This window comes from Acinetobacter sp. WCHAc060033 (assembly GCF_004209125.1).
Taxonomy (GTDB): domain Bacteria; phylum Pseudomonadota; class Gammaproteobacteria; order Pseudomonadales; family Moraxellaceae; genus Acinetobacter; species Acinetobacter wuhouensis.
The window spans coordinates 13,992-31,393 of sequence record NZ_SGSW01000043.1 but is presented as its reverse complement, the minus strand read 5'-3'; the positions used below and the strand labels follow the sequence as shown (position 1 = coordinate 31,393).

The following is a 17,402-nucleotide window of genomic DNA, read 5'->3' as shown; positions in this document are numbered from 1 at the left end:
ATGGTTCATTTAGAAAATTTCGAGATGATGATTTGCCTAGAATTAGTGCAATTGGGGGAGATGAAGAAGATTTAGTTTTGCAAGATGGGCAAGGTATTGTGGAACAAAATTGTTTCATTTTTTATCCAAATTCAAATGTTTTGGCTATGCACTTTAATGTTCATGCGAATCATTACAGTCGTTTAGCTGAAACTCTTACTTCACTATGGGGAAGTAAAGTTGAATTATCAACTATGATAAATTCTGATCAATTTAGGAGATTAAATAATCCTAATTCTACATTGGTTGCTTTTTCTGCAAAAATTCCTAAACCTAACAATCCTGATCTACTACCTGAAGCTGATGATTTTGCGAAAGATTCTTTGGAGTTGTTAGATAGGATGGATGGTGATTATCTTGATATCAAAATAGCTGTTGATAGAAGATTTAATGGTGGAATAAAGCGACTTCAAGGAGCAAAAAATGCTTTAAGAACATTTAGACAATATGATCCACAGAAGTTATTTGCAATAATTGATGAAGGTGGAGTCATTAGTCCAATTGATTTAATTGCTGAACGAATTAAGCGTACTAGGAAAATTGAAACTTCAGGAAGACATATTCCACGAGTGTCTTTATATAAATTAATACATGATGCTTACCTAGATGCGGAGGTAGATATAAATGAGTACCTCAACATTCACACAGATTAGGAAGTTAATACCTTTTATTGTGTCATTAATTTGTGCTGTATTATTTTGGATATATGGTGCAGATTACCTTACTTTATTGAAAGAGAGTAATGGACCATATGAATTTATTAAAATGTTAGCAGGTATTGCAGGAACTTTGTTAGGCTTTTTAATAGGTGCTGTAAGTTTATTAACTGCAGTTATGGATAGAACACTAATTCAAAATATGAGGAGTAATGGGCAATATGGTGTATTAGTTAGCATCACTTTTAGAGCATGTTTATCACTTTTAATATTATTGGTAGCCTGTTTCTTAACTTTTCTAATTAATGTACTTTACCTAAAATTCTTATTTACTTGTATTATATTTTTATCGGTCTACTCAGGGTTATTAGTTGTTTCTATTGGTTCAAAATTTAAAAATATTTTTGTTGTTATGAGTTAATGTAGTAGTTTCATTTAGGGAGAAAATAATGTGATAACCTCTCCCTAACCCTCTCCTAAAAGGAGAGGGAATTTACAAGGATTTACTTCTTCTTCCGCTTCAAGCGTTTCTTCGCTTGTTGAGCAGCCAAAGCATCTAACGCTTCTTTTAACTCATCATCGGTAAACGAGGTGATATGCTGAAGCATCTGCAAAGTGACATCATCCAACACCAAGTTGGCATACTGCGCCACATTACGGAACTGGGCATCAAACACAATCGCATGATCTTCATTGGTCTTGATATAACCTTGCTCAGTCAACACTTTCACAAAGCTCTGGAATAAGGCTTTATCAAAGAACTCAGGCGAATTGAACTCATACAATACAGACAAACGCTGACCGACCAAGTGACTCAATTCTTCAACTTGGCGAATTGAAATATTGCCTGAACCACGTTGCGTGATTAATGCCAAAGTCATGTAATAACGCTCAAGACTTTGACGTACAGGTGCAGCCAATACTTTCAACTGATTATGATCTTCCGAATTTGGTGCAGGGCAGAAAATCAAATCTTCATCATCGACAAAAATTAAATTCGCTTGCGCCAAAGCATCAATATATTCAGAAACTTGAGCATTGATTTCACTGTCTTTCCATTTTAAGAACAATTCAGCTTTTAAGAATGGATATAAAGTACGAATCACATTGAGCAAATCAGCCTTACTGATCTTACCATTATGTTCAACCAAAGCAGCAATGAGCGATGGTAAAACAAAGGCATGTAAAATGTTATTGCGGAAATAAGTCAGCAATACCGCTTGATTATCTTCAATCGCAATAATGTCGCCTAATACGTGTTGTACACGCTTGATCAATTTAAGTTTTAAACCATACGCAATGATTTCTTTACCTGAAAGTGGTGTGACTTGCGTACGACCATCATACGGAATCGCAGTCAACAAATTACGATAAGTATCCAGCTGTTTTACACAAATATCTTCATCAAGCGTATGCTTCGGCGTTGCCAATAAAATTAAAGACAATAATGAAACAGGATTGATGACTACCGCACGGTTGATATTTTCCAAGATCGCATTGGCAGAACTATTGACTGCATCCGAAATTTCTTGCGGAATCGGATCATCATTATGTTCAATTTTGATTTGATCTGCGCCGTGTTGTTTGAGCAAGTCATCTAAGAAAACAGGTTCACCGAAATTGACATGAACACGACCAAAGATACGCTCAATCTTTTTCAAAGTCTGAACAATACCCCAAATCGATTCAGATTCTTTGGCTTTACCATTCATCTCACCGACATAGGTTGCGCCTTCCATCAAACGCTCATAACCCACGTAAGTTGGAATAAATACAATTGGCTTGGCTTTTTCACGTAAATGACCATGTACCGTCATTGCCAACATACCCGTTTTCGGTGGAAGCAAACGACCAGTACGTGAACGCCCACCTTCGATGAAGTATTCGAGTGGTGTATTACGTGACAGAATATTAAATAAATATTCTTTAAATACCGACGTATAAAGCGCATTGCCACGGAATGAACGACGAATAAAGAATGCGCCACCGCCACGTAAAATTTGCCCAACAAATGGCATATTTAAGTTATCACCCGCAGCGATATACGGCACCATCAAGCCACGTTTATAAATCACATAAGACAATAATAAATAGTCGATATGGCTACGGTGACATGGCGTGTAAATCACTTCATAGTCTTTGACGAGCTCACGGACTGTATTGAAGTTATGCACTTCCACACCGTCATAGAGTTGCGTCCATAAACGTGTCAGCGCACGTTCAGCAAAACGAACCGTTGAAGCTGAATAATCAGAAGCAATTTCATTGACAAAGCCAATCGCTTTACGCTCTGCATCAATCATGCTGATTTTTGAGCGAACACTTTCCTTACGAATCGCGTCTTGTACATCAGGTGCTTTGATCAGTGATTGCATGACATTGCGACGGTCAGACAAGTCAGGACCCAGAATCACTTCACGTTGACGATCAAGAAAATCATTCAGTTGATTGACAATACAAGTGACAGGTGAAACATTTGGATGCTTTTCTTGCGCATCACCAACCAGCTCACGGAGTGATTTTGCTTCATGAAATTCAATAAAAGATTGACGACCATGAACGCCTATATTCACCAACTGCTTAACCTTACTTGGCGTTGCCCAAGTATCGGTAAATAAAAGTTTAAATAGTGAATCTTCTTTATCTGGTGAGCGTCCCCACAACATCGTCACAGGAACCAACTCGATGTCTAAATCTGGGTTTTGATCTAATGCTTCAACCAAGCGCAATAAGCGTGGTGGAAAACTATGTGTCGGTGGGTTGAAATAATTATTTTCATCTTGATGCTGTAGGAAAATCACCGCTGCCTTTTCACGATTGTTTCCAATCATAAAAGAATCCAATGCAGGCGGTAGTTTTAAACGACGTGTTTCACCATCGACCACCAAAGCATTACTACGAGAATGATTTTGTAGTACATAGCAAACAATTTTTTGCTTACTTGTATTTACTTCAGTATTTTCAGCTGTGTTGTCTAGAGGTGGAGTTTCTGTAGGAACCTCTCCAAGAACATGTGGTGTTACCACGAGGTCAAGTATTTTACTCGAAAGTCGACGATACATTTGACCAAAGCCACTCTTGGACATAAATACTCCTAGCCAATGGTGAATAACGCGATAAAGCGCATAAGGTGATATTTTCTATAATTTAACCACAGAACAGCATGTCATTTTCAGACAAATTGACTATCTCTGGGTAGATTTTATCTTTTAAAAACTTATTTTAAACAATCTGACTGTGCATGAGAAGTGACATGAGCGTCTATGAAACTTTAGTGTATTGCTCAGAATTTATGGCAAAATAGAGTCATTCTCTAGAATATGAAAACCTTGTTCGACTCGCTTGAACATCGTCAGCATACAGAAAGGTCATTTATGAATGCTTTAACCCAAGAGCTTGTAGAACTGTTAACCCTTGAAAAACTTGAAGAACATATCTTCCGTGGACAAAGCCGTAACCTTGTCGGTAAGCGTGTTTTTGGTGGGCAAGTTTTAGGTCAGGCATTACGTGCGGCATCTTATACCGCTGACCGTCCAGTGCATTCTTTGCATGCTTATTTCTTATATGGCGGTGATATTAATGCACCGATCATTTATGAAGTGGATCGTTTACGTGATGGTAAAAGCTTTTTAAGCCGTCAAGTGCGTGCCATTCAACACGGTCGTACTATTTTTTCAGCAATGGTGTCATTTGCAACACCAGAAGAAGGCTTGGATTATCAAATTGCTGAACCTGAATATCCTGCACCAGAAGAATTAAAATCAGAGCAAGAACTGAAAGAGAATTTAATTAGTTTTATTCCTGAAAATGTGCGTACTGCATTTATGCGTCCACGCCAAGTCGATATTCGCCCAATCAATATTGGCAATCCTTTTCAGCCACAGCCTGAAGCGCCGTCTAATGCTTATTATATGAAAGCTTATGACAAGCTTCCTCCAGAATTGGCGAATGATGTGGCATTGAATCAAGCGATCATTGCGTTCTATTCAGATTATTCATTTATGACCACCGCTTTGCGTCCGCATGGCGTGAGCTATTTAACCCCAAGTTTACAAATCGCCAGTATTGACCATGCAATCTACTTCCATAAGCCAGTGAAAGCAGATGAATGGATGTTATATGACATGGAAGCAACGGTGACAGCAAGTTCTCGTGGTTTGAGCCATGGTCGTATGTGGCAAGGTGGTGAGTTGGTGTGTAGTACAGTTCAAGAAGGCTTGATGCGTACCCGTGAGATTGAACCGAGATAAGTTGTGATTCTATTTCACTAGCACTAAGCCATCTTTCGAGATGGCTTTTCTATTTTAAAGCAGAGCTTGTGACAAAAAAATGCTCGATTCTAAATAACTTCAATGGCATAGTTTAAAAACTGAAAATAAATATAGTTATTGTCCGTGAAGATCAGCCTAAACACCCAAATTTTCGTTGCCGCCATTCTTGGTGTTGCCTTTGGATTTTTACTTAATCAATTTCCAAATACACAATTTTTAGAGAACAGTATTTATGGTTTAAGCATTGCCAGTAGCATTTTCATTGGCTTATTGAAAATGCTGTTAGTACCACTGATTTTCAGTTCAATCCTAGTCGGTGTTTCTAACTTGGAAGCAGGGCACCAACTGAGCCGAGTTTGGAAAATTACTTTGGCGTGTTGTGTGACCACAACCACTTTGGCATTGATTCTAGGTTTAGCATCGACACATCTATTCAACGTTGGACAAGGTGTTGATATTGCATTATTCCAAGAAGCAATGAATAACCATAAAAGCCCAGATACACTGACACCGAGTTCCTTTTTAACTAACTTTATTCAAAATACATTGATCAATCCATTTAAAGCATTTAGTGAGGGCAATGTCCTTGCGGTGGTTTTATTTGCATTGTTGCTTGGTTTGGCTTTGGTGCAGGGTGGTGAGCGTTTTAATGGTATAAAACAGTTAGCACGCCAATTCTTTGACATTATGATGATGCTCGTCGGTTGGGTAATGAAAGTTGCCCCGATTGGTATTTTTGCCTTGATGGCAAAATTAATCGCCACTGAAGATATTTCGATTCTCAGTCGTTTGGCTGAGTTCGCCGTTGTGGTGACAGGTACGACGATTTTTCATGGCGTGGTGGTATTGCCATTATTGTTGTGGATTTTTGGGAAAATGAATCCGATCACCTTTTTTAAAGGCACGCGTGCTGCGTTGATTACCGCATTTGCGACCAGTTCAAGTTCGGCAACCATGCCTTTAAGTTTGAAATGTACTCAAGAAAATTTAGGTGTACGTCCGCAAATCGCAGGTTTTGTGATTCCTTTTGGTTCACAGTTGAATATGGATGGCACGGCACTTTATGAAGCGGCGGCTGCTCTATTTATTGCCAATTTAATGGGGCTTGAATTATCCATTACCCAACAAATTATTGTCTGTTTAACCGCAATGATTGCCTCTTTGGGTGCACCAGGGATTCCAAGTGCAGGGATGGTGACCATGATCATGGTGTTACAATCTGTCGGTTTGCCTGCTGAAGCGATTGCGATTCTCTTACCGATTGACCGTATTTTAGATACTGTACGAACCGTGGTGAATGTCCAAGGCGATATGATGATCAGTGTAGTAGTAGATCGGAATACGCGAGATATGGGAGAGCCGTCTTAAATGGTTCAGAAACTAAGTTGTTGATTTTTATTGGATAGGAAGAATGGAATAAGTCTCTAATGTGTAAACTTATTTCAGGACGGGACATAGAATCGCCATAAAAAAGCAGGATTGAATCCTGCTTTTTTTATTTGTCTTAAATTTTTTTAGTTAAGGCATTTACTAAGTATTTGGATGATCGAAGCTAGATTTAAGAAGGGTGGTATAAAGGGTATAAGTGATTTTCTTCGCTGTTGATTCGTTGAGCCAATACAACACCAATTGCATCATATTCCTCTCGAAATGCTTGAGCGTTTTGTGCAGTGATCACATCACTTTGCCATTTCTTAATAAATTTAATAAATGCATGTGAGATGCCATTCATCTCTTTACGATAGTCGCGAATGGTTTCCATGTGATTGGCATCATCAGCAAACTGCTGTTCTAAATAACAATAAAAACTGACGTTTTCTTGCATGATGTGGCGGTTAAATTCTGTTTTAAGTGAACTGAGGATATCCTCGATTTCTACATAGCGTTGTGTGTGCAGGAGGATTGAAATTTTACTGTATAATTCTACTAAATTTTGATGATCATGCTTTAAAGATGGGATGAGTTGAGGTGAATAAGAAATGCGCTGTTCATCCGTTGAAACTAAGGGTTGCTTGCTTATTTCTTGTGGTTTATGCGAGTTAAAGTTAAAAAACTTATTAAATAACTTGAGTATAAATTTAATTATTATGCTTGCTTATAAATTAAGGCGATTGGATTTTAAGCATAAAATATAGTCAATGTCACACTGTTTTTAATAAAAAAGCCCTAGACGAAGCAGTTTTCGCATAGGGCTAATATGATTGATTAGTAGCGTTTTATATTAAGCAACTTTTGGTAAGGCACGCTTAGCAGCAGGAGACTGATCTAAATATGCAATTGCATCTTCAGTCTTCGCTTCATGAACAGGATCATACCACGGCATTAAATAACCCAATTGCTGTGATACCAACCAAAGTGGGTGTGGCATGATGCGATTGTCTTTCTGCGCGATTGCAGCCCATTCACGCCAAATCCACGGCTTATAAAAGGCAGGTTTCTTGTCCGCAAAACGTGGGTCTTGCCCCATGATATGTGCAGCACCATCGACCCATAAGCCCAAAATAGCAATAATCGCGATAACACTTTGATAATAACGAGAAATATAACCACCACCTAAGTGACGATATAAATCAAATGCAACTGTACGGTGTTCAATTTCTTCTGCACCATGCCATTTGATCAAATCAAGCATATTCGGATCTGCACCTAACTTTTCCCATTCGGTATTATAAAGAGCATATTTTCCAAGTACACAAGTCATATGTTCTACGGTTGCCACAATACCGACACGGAATAAATCCCATTGATGATCAAGAACTTTTGGAACATTAAGACCAAATGGCTTATCTGCAAGTAATTTACCAAAAAGGAAATCCATCACATCTAAGTTACGTTGAATATCGATGTTACGTACAGTGAGGTATTCTTTATTTGCAGAAACATGGGCTTGAGCATGCATCGCTTCCTGGCGAATGAATGCACGAACATCCTCAGCGAGTTTTTCATCGGTCACTTTAGGCAATACGCGGTTATATAAACGGCAGAACCAAAACTCACCCGCAGGTAGAATGTTGTTAATTTCATTAATGAAATAACTGGTAAATGGCTGATTTGGAATCCAATCAATCGGGGTATCTTGCCATTCAAACTTCACTTTACGTGGTTTGATATGATATTGAATAGACGATCCAATCTTACTGTTTTTAATTTCGATAATAATTTCATCACAGTGTCCTAATTTTTCTATCTTGATTTCACACTCTATGTTTTAAGTATAAAAAAATGTCCTAAATAGTTATTAGCAATTTAGGACATTCGAGTATCAATATGTGATGAATTTTGTTAGACAATGCACATTTTATTTATTTGTTTGCATTTTCATCCACGATTTGTTCTGAGTGTGATGCTTCATCAAGCACATAGTCTTGATCAAAAGCGTCTTCCTCAACATCATCTGCACTGGCTTCTGGAATAGAATCAAGGTCAAAACCGATGGTTTTGTCTAAGGTGTAGTTCAAACGACCTGCCATCACAGAAGCAAGTTCTTCTAAACCTTGTTTATTGAGTGATGAGAACAATTGAATTGAGAAGCTCAATTTCATTTTCTTCAATGCGGCTTTCACTTCTTGTAATGCAGCAGATGCAGGACCACGATTGAGTTTGTCGGCTTTGGTTAAAAGGACATGGACAAATAAATGACGAGAATGGGCCCATTCCAACATCATCACATCGAAGTGTTGTAATGGATGGCGAATATCCATGAGTAAAACCAAACCTTGTAAGCTTTTACGATGAATTAAGTAATTCTCAAGTTCTTTTTGCCACACGATTTTCATGGCTTCAGGTACGGCAGCGTAGCCATAACCAGGTAAGTCGACTAGGCGTTGATCGGGATTGCCCAAACTGAAAAAGTTAATCATTTGGGTACGACCAGGACGCTTTGATGCACGAGCCAATTGCTTTTGATTGGTCAGGGCATTAATCGCGCTTGATTTACCTGCATTTGAACGACCTGCAAAAGCAATCTCATAACCTGTGTCTTCTACACAAAGGTTGAGCTTTGGCGCACTCATAAGGAATTCAGCTTTACGCAACCAGTTCAAAGATGAAGTTGAGTATTCTGAAATCGCAGGATCAGCCTTTTTTTCATAGCTGATCTTTTGTTTAGGGGCATTTGAGGTCTTACTGTTTTTAGACTTTCCACTGCTGCGATGCATACTTCAACTTCAATTAAACGGATGAACAAAGTGCATTATAAAGGAAGTCGAAGATTCAAGCGAATTTTGCAATGTTTTATTGAGGAAACTTCGGAAATTTATAAATTGATGTTACGCAGTAACATCCAATGCATATTAGAATTTTGAAAAAAGAGGATACGCGATAACGTCATCCGCATTTGTTTGAGGCAGGACTACTTCTAACTATAAATGTTTCTGCGATGTATTCAATATATTGATGGAAGCTGACGAGTTCTGCGGATGACAATGGTTTTGCCCACTTTTGCCGAAACAAAAGTGCGGTCGAGCCGAAGGCTAATCCCTAAATCAGCACTTTCGATGTAAGACTCCGCCGAGTATGCTCTAAATCAGTTTGAAAGGTGATTTATTTTAAAGTGAGTAACATCAGTTATAAATTTAAATTTGGAATCGGCGAATTGACTTGTTTTTGCTGTTGCGGAGGTGTCGCTAAAACTTCAGCAACTGTATATTTGTCTAAACTCTTATAAAAACCTTCAACAGCATGATCCAGAATGCCTTTCAGACCACAACGCGGACGTAACACACATGGTGGTGTATTGCATTCAACGATGTGTTGATCGCCTTGTAAAATACGCACAACATAGCCTAAGCGAAATTCTAAAATTTCAGGATTTAATTTTAATCCACCACCTTTACCACGTGTGGTGATCAGCCAACCTTGTTTACCCATAAAATGCACAATTTTCACTAAATGGTTTTGTGAAACTTTTAAATCCTCTGCGATTTCAGCAATGGTATAAGGTATATCTCTAGGTTGTGAGATATACATCAAAATACGAAGTGCGTAGTCGGTAAATTTGTTGAGTTGCATAAGCTTAAATAAACTTTGAAATGTACATTTGAATAACAGTCTTGAGTGTAAATGCTGTTAAGAAAAGAAATTTTTAAGAGATTAGCATGTTGGAGAGTGTTTGTCTTATCAATAATCAAAGAGATGTTTTGATAAGTCACCTAAGTAATGGTTAATGAGAACTTTGATGAATTAAGGCTGTGTATTGCGTGAAATGATTAAATTACCGTTTCAAACTGCTTCGAGTACTCATTATGCTGAGATAAAAAAGGCGATATATGAACGAGGGTGATACATATACCGCCAATTTTTAGCTTGAGCTAAGTTTGTATGCAAACTTATTTGGCTTGAGGTGCAGTCACTTGTACTTGATCACCCACTTTATAGTTGTCGAGAAGAATGTTTGATACTGAATATTCAGTATGGTCGACTTCAGGTTTTACTAAGAATTGATAAGTATTTTCTGTATTTGCAGACAATGTATATTGATGCGGTTGCTCAATACCTTTGTTTGGTACATTTACTTTTACAGAAATAAACTCATTGTTGTCTGCTTGAGCAGTTGCTTGTTGATCCGCACTACGAATGGTAAAGAGTTTGCCATTTTCAGCCACTTCAATCTCAGTGATTTCAAATGCTCTCCAACCTACCCAACCACCTTGTTGTGCAGCCAAGTTTTCGTATTTTTGCTTTTCAACACCAATCAAGATATCAGCCAATTGTAAATATGCTGCTTTCCACGCTGCGATCAGTTCAGAATCCATAGGAACATCTAAAACTTCACTAATCGAGTGCAATAGATTCTCGCCAACAATTGAATATTGATCAGGCTGAATGTCTAAGCTGACATGTTTTGTAGTGATATGTTCAACTGCTTTTGCCAAAACAGACGGATTTTCAATATTTTCAGCATAAGCCAAAACTGCCGCAGCTAAAGCACGTGGTTGACGACCAGAATTTTGACTATCAAGGTTAAATACATTGTTTAAATCAGGATTATTCCCCAACATTCTTTTATAAAAATAGCTTGTCAATGCAACACCATTTTCACGAAGGACAGGTACAGTAGATTTTACGAGTTCGATATGTTGTGGAGTCATTTGGCTAGACCTTTTTATCTGGCTTTATAAGATATATTTAAAATACATTTATTAATATGTATTTGCAATACATCTTTTAAATAAATCCATATTATTTTTATGGTTAATTTTATATCACGATTAAAATGATAATGTTAGATGGTTTTGAGAAAGGCGTTATTTACACCTTCCTCATGTATAGATGTTGTTAGGAGGGAATTACTTATTTCCCACCAAACAGTGAACCCAATAAACCGCGAACCAATTTTTGTCCAGTTGGGCCACCTAATGTGCGTGCAGCACTTTTCGCAAAAGTTCCAATCACATCTTGAGTGAGCTTTGCACGTGCAGCAGCGGCTTTGGCTTCTTCTTTAGCTTGCTGTTCTTGTTCTTTTGCAATTTGCTTATTCAGAGCAGCTTGTTGCTTGGTCATTTCTTCAAGCTGTTTGGCTTGTTGAGCTGCTACTTCAAAAGCGATTTGTTGTTGCGTAGAGTCATCCACTTTGCGTTGTAGCATTTCATAAGCACTATCACGATCGACTTCCGTGTCATATACCCCTGCAACAATACTTTGTGCCATCAATGCTTTACGTTCATCGAGTGTGATTGGGCTAAATGATGAATATGGAGGCATCACCATGCCACGTTCAACTACTTGTGGCGTACCTTGTTCATCTAAGCAACTAATGAGAGCTTCACCTACAGCAAGCTCAGTAATGGCTTGATCCACTTTAAACTCAGGATTAGCTCGGAAAGTATCTGCTGCGGTTTTCACTGCTTTTTGATCTTTTGGGGTAAATGCACGTAAAGCGTGTTGTACACGGTTACCCAATTGTCCAAGGACACTTTCTGGAATATCCAGTGGGCTTTGGGTAATAAAGTAAATTCCGACACCTTTAGAACGAATCAGACGAACCACTTGTTGAATTTTCTCTTGTAGTGTTGGGCTAGCATTGTCAAAGAGTAAATGTGCTTCATCAAAGAAGAACACCAGTTTAGGTTTGTCTAGATCACCCACCTCAGGGAGTTTTTCAAAAAGTTCAGACAACATCCATAAAAGGAAAGTTGCATAAAGTTTAGGGGTATTCATCAATTTGTCGGCAACCAATAGATTGATATAACCATGACCATTGCTATCTGTTTGAATGAAATCCATAATGTCTAAGCTAGGTTCACCAAAGAAGCGTTCACCACCTTGATCGCCTAAAGCGAGTAAATTACGTTGTATTGCCCCCAAGCTTGCAGGAGAAAGGTTGCCATATTCTGCTTTTAGATCAGCCGCATTTTCACTGACATAGGTCAGCATGGCTTTGAGATCTTTAAAGTCAATTAATAATAAACCTTGATCATCCGCCACACGGAATACCGCTGAAAGTACGCCTTCTTGGGTGTCATTTAAATTCAGCATTTGCGCCAAGAGGAGTGGTCCAATTTCCGACATTGTGGTGCGAATTGGATGACCTTGCTCGCCAAATAAATCCCAAAACGTGGTTGGTGAACCTGCAAAAGGAACACTCTCAATCCCTAAGCTTTTGATACGTTCATCAAATTTAGGGTTACTTGATCCTGCTTTGGCAATACTAGAAACATCACCTTTGGCATCAGCTAAAAATACAGGTACGCCGATACGTGAAAAGCTTTCAGCAAGAACTTTGAGTGTGACTGTTTTTCCTGTCCCTGTTGCGCCTGCGATTAATCCATGACGGTTAGCAAATTGTGAGTGTAAAACAATATCTTGTGAGGTATCTGATGTTTTTTTTGCAATGACGATTGGCGTTGCCATAAATAAACCTATTTCTAACTATAAACTTTGGAATTATTGCTTTAATTTTTAACATAGAAAGAATACGTTGTGCTTAATTTTTATCTATTTTTACAATGCTCAGACAAAGTAAGATCAATTCTAAAATTGCAGAATTTATAGTGCTTATAGGTGTTTAGGGAATTTAATGGAAGCCTAGTAATAAAAGCTTGATAAATAAGTTATAAAAAGAACAACAGGCTTTACTATGCATGTTGTTCTTATGCGTTATTAAAATATTGCCTTTGATTTACAAAGCTTTTAAGGCCTGCTGAATATCTGCAATCAGGTCATCAGCATCTTCTAAACCAATACAGAAACGAACCAATATGCCTTTTTGTAAATGTGAATGATCTAAATGGCGCATATCACCCAAGTTATACAGCATCACTAAACTGACAGGCCCCCCCCAACTGAAACCAAGTTTAAATAACTTTAAGTGGTCACAGAATTTCCGAATCGCGGTCATATCATATTCAGCTTCAAAGATGACACTAACTAAGCCTGCACTTTGTTCAGTTTGGCAAGTGTCTTTCCAATATTGATGACTGATATTATCAGGATCAGCGGGGTGGAGCACTTGTGCAAAATTCTCTTGAGTTTTGAGCCATTGTAGAATGTGTAAAGCACTATTTGATTGATGCTGATAACGGATTTGCATAGACGCCAAACTGCGTTGAACTTGCGCTGCATCATCACCTGAAATAGAAATGCCTTGAATTGCATGCGTGCGAAACAGTTTATGATGTAAAGCTTTATCACGAGTGACCACCGAACCCATCAGAATATCACCACCACCACTCGGGTATTTAGTCAGTGCATGCACAGTAACATCAACATTCAAATGTTCATCACTAAAATCAAAGGCATTAAAAGCTAAACCTGCGCCCCAAGTGTTGTCTAGTGCTGTTAGGATATTTTTAGATTTGGCTTTTTTAACCAAATTGATTAAATCTGGAAATTCTAAAGTGACTGAGCCAGCAGCTTCTAACCAAATCAATTTAGCTTTTTCACTGGGTTGAAATGAATCGGTATCGATCGGGTTATACACTTTTACATCAATACCATAACGCGTTTCTAAATTACGCAAATGTTCCATATTTGGACCATAGATGTTGTCTGCGACCCAAACTTCATCGCCGTGACTTAAAAAACAAGAATTGACGAGGTTAATTGCTGATAATCCACTCGGTGCAAGCAAACAATATTTTCCACCTTCGATTTGCGCAATATGATCGCCTAAAGTAAAGGTTGTTGGTGTACCATGCGTCCCATAACTATAATCATAGTCATCTGTCCAATGGCGGTTAAATAGTGCATCGGTATTTTCAAAGATGATCGTCGATGCACGAAATAGGGGAGCTTGTACAGTATTTATAAATTGTGGTGCTTTACGTGGCGCATGAATTAAAGCAGTTTGTGGTGTTAGTTTCACAAGAATACTCAAATTTAAAGAATCAATAATATGCCAATAAGCAGAACATAATTGATTCATGACGGAAAGCGATAATTTGTGAAAAATAATAAATAAAACCGATATTGGCTTCATTTTTGCTTCTATACACCTGTGTTTTTTTGATTTGTAGTGAAATAGATACAACAAGAATAGGTGATTATATGAAAAAACTTAAAGTGCATTATTTTCAGCATATTGCAGGTGAGGGCTTTGGCAGTTGTTATGACTATTTAAAAGCTATGGGTGCTGAAATAACGGCAACAGAATTTTTTGCTTTGCCAACGGATTCCTCTATAGATATAGACGCTTTACCGCTAGTGAGTGATGTGGATTTGCTGATCATCATGGGGGGCGAGATGAGTGTCAATGATGAAGCAAATTATCCTTGGTTGAAAATAGAGAAACGTTGGATTCGACGTTATTTGGCTTTTGAGAAGCCTGCGATTGGTCTGTGCTTAGGTGGGCAATTGATTGCCAGTGCTTTAGGTGCAAATGTAAAGCGCAACCCTCAGCAAGAAATTGGCTGGACACTGGTGAATAAAAGCAATCATATTCCAGAAGCGTATTTTCAGCTGCCTGAAGAATTAAAAGTGATGCAATGGCACAGTGAAACCTTTGATATTCCGAAAGGTGCGATTCGTTTGGCTGAAAATACAGCCTGTGCTAATCAAATGTATCAAATTGGTCGAAATGTTCTGGGCTTTCAATTTCATCCAGAAATCACCCCACATAGTTTAAATATTTTTATAGAACATGAAGAAGAAGACTGTGTCTTTAAAGAAGCATATACACAATCTTTATCGAGTTTAAAAAAATCACAAAAATTGGAATATTCAATGGGTAATCAGCTTTTAAATCGCGCCATTGACTATGTTTTACAAGTATAAAAATAAGATTATTTTTTAAACTGAGCAGGTTACAAATAATTCACCGAAAAACAAGAAAAAGCCTGAAATAGGTTTGCTTAAGCGTTAAACAATCGTTATAATGAGCGACCCTTCGATATGGAGGGGTGGATAGCGAAGAAAGTTATCCAGATCGTTACAGTCGTGGCATCGATCACGACCTTAGTGATTTTCACTGCTCTTGACACTTGCCTTTTTAGTGGGGTGAGATGCGTCAGGAGTGATTCTTTATATATTTGGCTTGGAGTTAACTGGTATGTCTAACCAGAGAATTCGTATCCGTCTTAAGTCTTTTGATCACCGTCTAATTGATCAATCGTCTCAAGAGATCGTAGAAACAGCAAAACGTACTGGCGCACAAGTTTGTGGTCCAATCCCGATGCCTACTCGCATCGAACGTTTTAACGTTTTAACATCACCACACGTTAACAAAGATGCGCGTGACCAATACGAGATCCGCACTTACAAACGTTTGATCGACATCGTTCAACCTACAGACAAAACTGTAGATGCATTGATGAAATTAGATCTTGCAGCTGGTGTTGATGTTCAGATCGCATTGGGTTAAGGCTTTCGGTTAATTAACGCTCTAAGTTAATTAGGCCGCTTTTTTAGAGGTTTATGCACATGGCTATTGGTTTAGTCGGTCGCAAGTGCGGTATGACACGTATCTTTACAGATGCTGGTGTTTCTGTACCTGTAACAGTGATTGAGGTTGATCCTAACCGTATCACTCAAATCAAAACGCTTGAAACTGATGGTTATCAAGCGATTCAAATCACTACTGGTGAACGTCGCGAATCTCGCGTAACTAACGCTCAAAAAGGTCACTTCGCGAAAGCGGGTGTTGCTGCTGGTCGTTTGGTTCAAGAATTCCGCGCTACAGAAGCTGATCTTGAAGGTCGTGAAGTTGGCGGTACGTTAACTGTTGACTTGTTCACAGTTGGTCAAATCGTTGATGTAACTGGTACGTCTAAAGGTAAAGGTTTCCAAGGTGGTGTTAAGCGTTGGAACTTCCGTACGCAAGATGCTACTCACGGTAACTCGGTTTCTCACCGTGTTTTAGGTTCTACTGGTCAAAACCAGACTCCTGGTCGTGTATTCAAAGGCAAAAAAATGGCTGGCCATTTAGGTGCTGAACGTGTAACTACACAGGGTCTTGAAATTGTTGCTATCGACACGGAACGTTCAGTTCTTGTTGTTAAAGGCGCGATTCCTGGTGCGACTGGTGGTGACGTAACTGTTCGTCCTACGATCAAGGCCTGAGGGGAAATAACGTGAATTTAAAAACTGTTTCCGGCTCTGCTGTTGAATTGTCTGAAGTTGCGTTTGGTCGTGACTTTAATGAAGCTCTTGTACACCAAGTTGTTACAGCTTATTTAGCTGGTGGTCGTCAAGGCTCAAAAGCACAAAAATCACGTGCAGACGTTTCTGGCGGTGGTAAAAAACCATTCCGTCAAAAAGGTACTGGCCGCGCTCGTGCTGGTTCTATTCGTAGCCCAATCTGGGTTGGTGGTGGTAAAACTTTTGCTGCTCGTCCACAAGATTGGTCTCAAAAAGTGAACCGTAAAATGTACCGCGGTGCAATGCAATGTATCTTAGCTGAACTTGTTCGCCAAGATCGTCTTGTATTAGTTGAAGAGTTTGCTGTTGAAGCGCCTAAAACTAAAGAATTGCTTGCAAAACTTAACGACTTGAACGCTACTCGCGCATTAATCGTTACAGAAGCTGTAGATGAAAATCTATATTTAGCTGCTCGTAACCTTCCACACGTTGATGTGGTTGATGCTGCTGGGATCGATCCTGTTGGCTTGATCGCGTTCGATAAAGTTGTAATGTCTGTTGCTGCTGCTAAGAAAATTGAGGTAGAACTCGGATGAACAACGAACGTATCTATCAAGTCCTAAAAGGACCTGTATTCTCAGAAAAAGCACAAGTTTTAGGTGAAACTGCTGGTGTTCAAGTATTTAAAGTTGCACTTGATGCAAACAAACTTGAAATCAAAAAAGCAGTTGAACAATTGTTTGGTGTAGAAGTTGTTAAAGTTAACACGACTATCACTAAAGGTAAGACTAAGCGCTTTGGTCGTACATTAGGACGTCGTTCTGATGTTAAAAAAGCATACGTCACCCTGAAAGCTGGCCAAGATGTTGAAATGGCTGACTTGGGCGATACCGCTGAAAACGCAGCGGAATAAGGACGAGAA

Annotated in this window: 16 protein-coding genes and 1 pseudogene; 9 read left to right on the top strand and 8 right to left on the bottom strand. The window is 38.7% G+C overall.

Annotation, left to right across the window (positions count from 1 at the left end):
- Both EXE10_RS21540 and EXE10_RS16485 read left to right on the top strand, forming a co-directional pair.
- The coding region (locus EXE10_RS21540; RefSeq protein ID WP_165383033.1) for a DUF6731 family protein at window positions 1-692 on the top strand (692 nt) is incomplete at its 5' end.
- A complete protein-coding gene (locus tag EXE10_RS16485) occupies window positions 664-1,116 on the top strand; it encodes a hypothetical protein (protein WP_068973561.1) in 453 nt (150 codons plus the stop codon). The genes EXE10_RS21540 and EXE10_RS16485, both read left to right, overlap by 29 nt.
- An 82-nt stretch (window positions 1,117-1,198) precedes the next feature.
- Here EXE10_RS16485 and plsB read toward each other — a convergent pair whose 3' ends face one another.
- Window positions 1,199-3,781 carry a glycerol-3-phosphate 1-O-acyltransferase PlsB gene (plsB, locus tag EXE10_RS16480; protein ID WP_068973562.1) on the bottom strand — a complete coding sequence of 861 codons (2,583 nt, stop codon included), beginning with the start codon at window positions 3,779-3,781 and terminating at the stop codon, window positions 1,199-1,201.
- A gap of 288 nt (window positions 3,782-4,069) precedes the next feature.
- Between plsB and EXE10_RS16475 the strand changes: the two genes are divergently transcribed.
- Window positions 4,070-4,945: an acyl-CoA thioesterase gene (locus EXE10_RS16475; protein WP_068973635.1), complete on the top strand. Its 876-nt coding sequence runs from the start codon at window positions 4,070-4,072 to the stop codon at window positions 4,943-4,945.
- 150 nt (window positions 4,946-5,095) lie between these two features.
- Window positions 5,096-6,334: a dicarboxylate/amino acid:cation symporter gene (locus tag EXE10_RS16470; protein ID WP_068973636.1), complete on the top strand. Its 1,239-nt coding sequence runs from the start codon at window positions 5,096-5,098 to the stop codon at window positions 6,332-6,334.
- 190 nt (window positions 6,335-6,524) lie between these two features.
- On the opposite strand, the gene EXE10_RS16465 is transcribed toward EXE10_RS16470, so the two are convergent.
- The 7 genes and pseudogenes from EXE10_RS16465 to EXE10_RS16435 form a co-directional block, all read right to left on the bottom strand.
- Entirely contained in the window at window positions 6,525-6,926 is a 402-nt protein-coding gene (locus EXE10_RS16465) for a hemerythrin domain-containing protein (RefSeq protein ID WP_228256852.1), read from the bottom strand.
- Between the two features lie 261 nt (window positions 6,927-7,187).
- Window positions 7,188-8,131 (bottom strand): annotated as a pseudogene (locus EXE10_RS16460) (metal-dependent hydrolase).
- 137 nt (window positions 8,132-8,268) lie between these two features.
- On the bottom strand, window positions 8,269-9,123 hold the full coding sequence (yihA, locus tag EXE10_RS16455) for a ribosome biogenesis GTP-binding protein YihA/YsxC (protein ID WP_130114101.1): 855 nt from the start codon (window positions 9,121-9,123) through the stop codon (window positions 8,269-8,271).
- 409 nt (window positions 9,124-9,532) lie between these two features.
- Window positions 9,533-9,976: an RrF2 family transcriptional regulator gene (locus tag EXE10_RS16450; RefSeq protein ID WP_130114100.1), complete on the bottom strand. Its 444-nt coding sequence runs from the start codon at window positions 9,974-9,976 to the stop codon at window positions 9,533-9,535.
- Window positions 9,977-10,293: 317 nt separating this feature from the next.
- Window positions 10,294-11,055, bottom strand: a complete 762-nt coding sequence (locus EXE10_RS16445) for a globin domain-containing protein (protein WP_130114099.1) — start codon at window positions 11,053-11,055, stop codon at window positions 10,294-10,296.
- Window positions 11,056-11,257: 202 nt separating this feature from the next.
- Window positions 11,258-12,817 carry a helicase HerA-like domain-containing protein gene (locus tag EXE10_RS16440; RefSeq protein ID WP_130114098.1) on the bottom strand — a complete coding sequence of 520 codons (1,560 nt, stop codon included), beginning with the start codon at window positions 12,815-12,817 and terminating at the stop codon, window positions 11,258-11,260.
- 268 nt (window positions 12,818-13,085) lie between these two features.
- Window positions 13,086-14,270 carry a PLP-dependent transferase gene (locus EXE10_RS16435; protein ID WP_130114104.1) on the bottom strand — a complete coding sequence of 395 codons (1,185 nt, stop codon included), beginning with the start codon at window positions 14,268-14,270 and terminating at the stop codon, window positions 13,086-13,088.
- A gap of 182 nt (window positions 14,271-14,452) precedes the next feature.
- On the opposite strand from EXE10_RS16435, the gene EXE10_RS16430 reads away from it, so the two are divergent.
- The 5 genes from EXE10_RS16430 to rplW all read left to right on the top strand — a co-directional run bounded on the left by EXE10_RS16430 (window position 14,453) and on the right by rplW (window position 17,393).
- Window positions 14,453-15,178 carry a type 1 glutamine amidotransferase gene (locus EXE10_RS16430; RefSeq protein WP_130114097.1) on the top strand — a complete coding sequence of 242 codons (726 nt, stop codon included), beginning with the start codon at window positions 14,453-14,455 and terminating at the stop codon, window positions 15,176-15,178.
- 274 nt (window positions 15,179-15,452) lie between these two features.
- Window positions 15,453-15,764 carry a 30S ribosomal protein S10 gene (rpsJ, locus tag EXE10_RS16425; RefSeq protein ID WP_004725677.1) on the top strand — a complete coding sequence of 104 codons (312 nt, stop codon included), beginning with the start codon at window positions 15,453-15,455 and terminating at the stop codon, window positions 15,762-15,764.
- A 59-nt stretch (window positions 15,765-15,823) separates the two neighbouring features.
- Window positions 15,824-16,462: a 50S ribosomal protein L3 gene (rplC, locus tag EXE10_RS16420; protein ID WP_068973569.1), complete on the top strand. Its 639-nt coding sequence runs from the start codon at window positions 15,824-15,826 to the stop codon at window positions 16,460-16,462.
- A gap of 11 nt (window positions 16,463-16,473) precedes the next feature.
- Window positions 16,474-17,076 (top strand): 50S ribosomal protein L4, encoded by a 603-nt coding sequence (rplD, locus tag EXE10_RS16415; RefSeq protein WP_068973570.1) that lies wholly within the window; start codon window positions 16,474-16,476, stop codon window positions 17,074-17,076.
- A complete protein-coding gene (rplW, locus tag EXE10_RS16410; RefSeq protein WP_068973571.1) occupies window positions 17,073-17,393 on the top strand; it encodes a 50S ribosomal protein L23 in 321 nt (106 codons plus the stop codon). The genes rplD and rplW overlap by 4 nt, the downstream gene beginning before the upstream one ends.
- Window positions 17,394-17,402: the final 9 nt, after the last annotated feature.

Bases quoted from the DNA above. Each gene is read 5' to 3' on its own strand.
- plsB (WP_068973562.1), bottom strand. From the start codon at position 3,781: ATGTCCAAGAGTGGCTTTGGTCAAATGTATCGTCGACTTTCGAGTAAA.
- rplW (WP_068973571.1), top strand. From the start codon at position 17,073: ATGAACAACGAACGTATCTATCAAGTCCTAAAAGGACCTGTATTCTCA.
- EXE10_RS16485 (WP_068973561.1), top strand. From the start codon at position 664: ATGAGTACCTCAACATTCACACAGATTAGGAAGTTAATACCTTTTATT.
- EXE10_RS16445 (WP_130114099.1), bottom strand. From the start codon at position 11,055: ATGACTCCACAACATATCGAACTCGTAAAATCTACTGTACCTGTCCTT.
- EXE10_RS16450 (WP_130114100.1), bottom strand. From the start codon at position 9,976: ATGCAACTCAACAAATTTACCGACTACGCACTTCGTATTTTGATGTAT.
- EXE10_RS16475 (WP_068973635.1), top strand. From the start codon at position 4,070: ATGAATGCTTTAACCCAAGAGCTTGTAGAACTGTTAACCCTTGAAAAA.
- EXE10_RS16440 (WP_130114098.1), bottom strand. From the start codon at position 12,817: ATGGCAACGCCAATCGTCATTGCAAAAAAAACATCAGATACCTCACAA.
- yihA (WP_130114101.1), bottom strand. From the start codon at position 9,123: ATGCATCGCAGCAGTGGAAAGTCTAAAAACAGTAAGACCTCAAATGCC.
- rplC (WP_068973569.1), top strand. From the start codon at position 15,824: ATGGCTATTGGTTTAGTCGGTCGCAAGTGCGGTATGACACGTATCTTT.
- rpsJ (WP_004725677.1), top strand. From the start codon at position 15,453: ATGTCTAACCAGAGAATTCGTATCCGTCTTAAGTCTTTTGATCACCGT.
- EXE10_RS16430 (WP_130114097.1), top strand. From the start codon at position 14,453: ATGAAAAAACTTAAAGTGCATTATTTTCAGCATATTGCAGGTGAGGGC.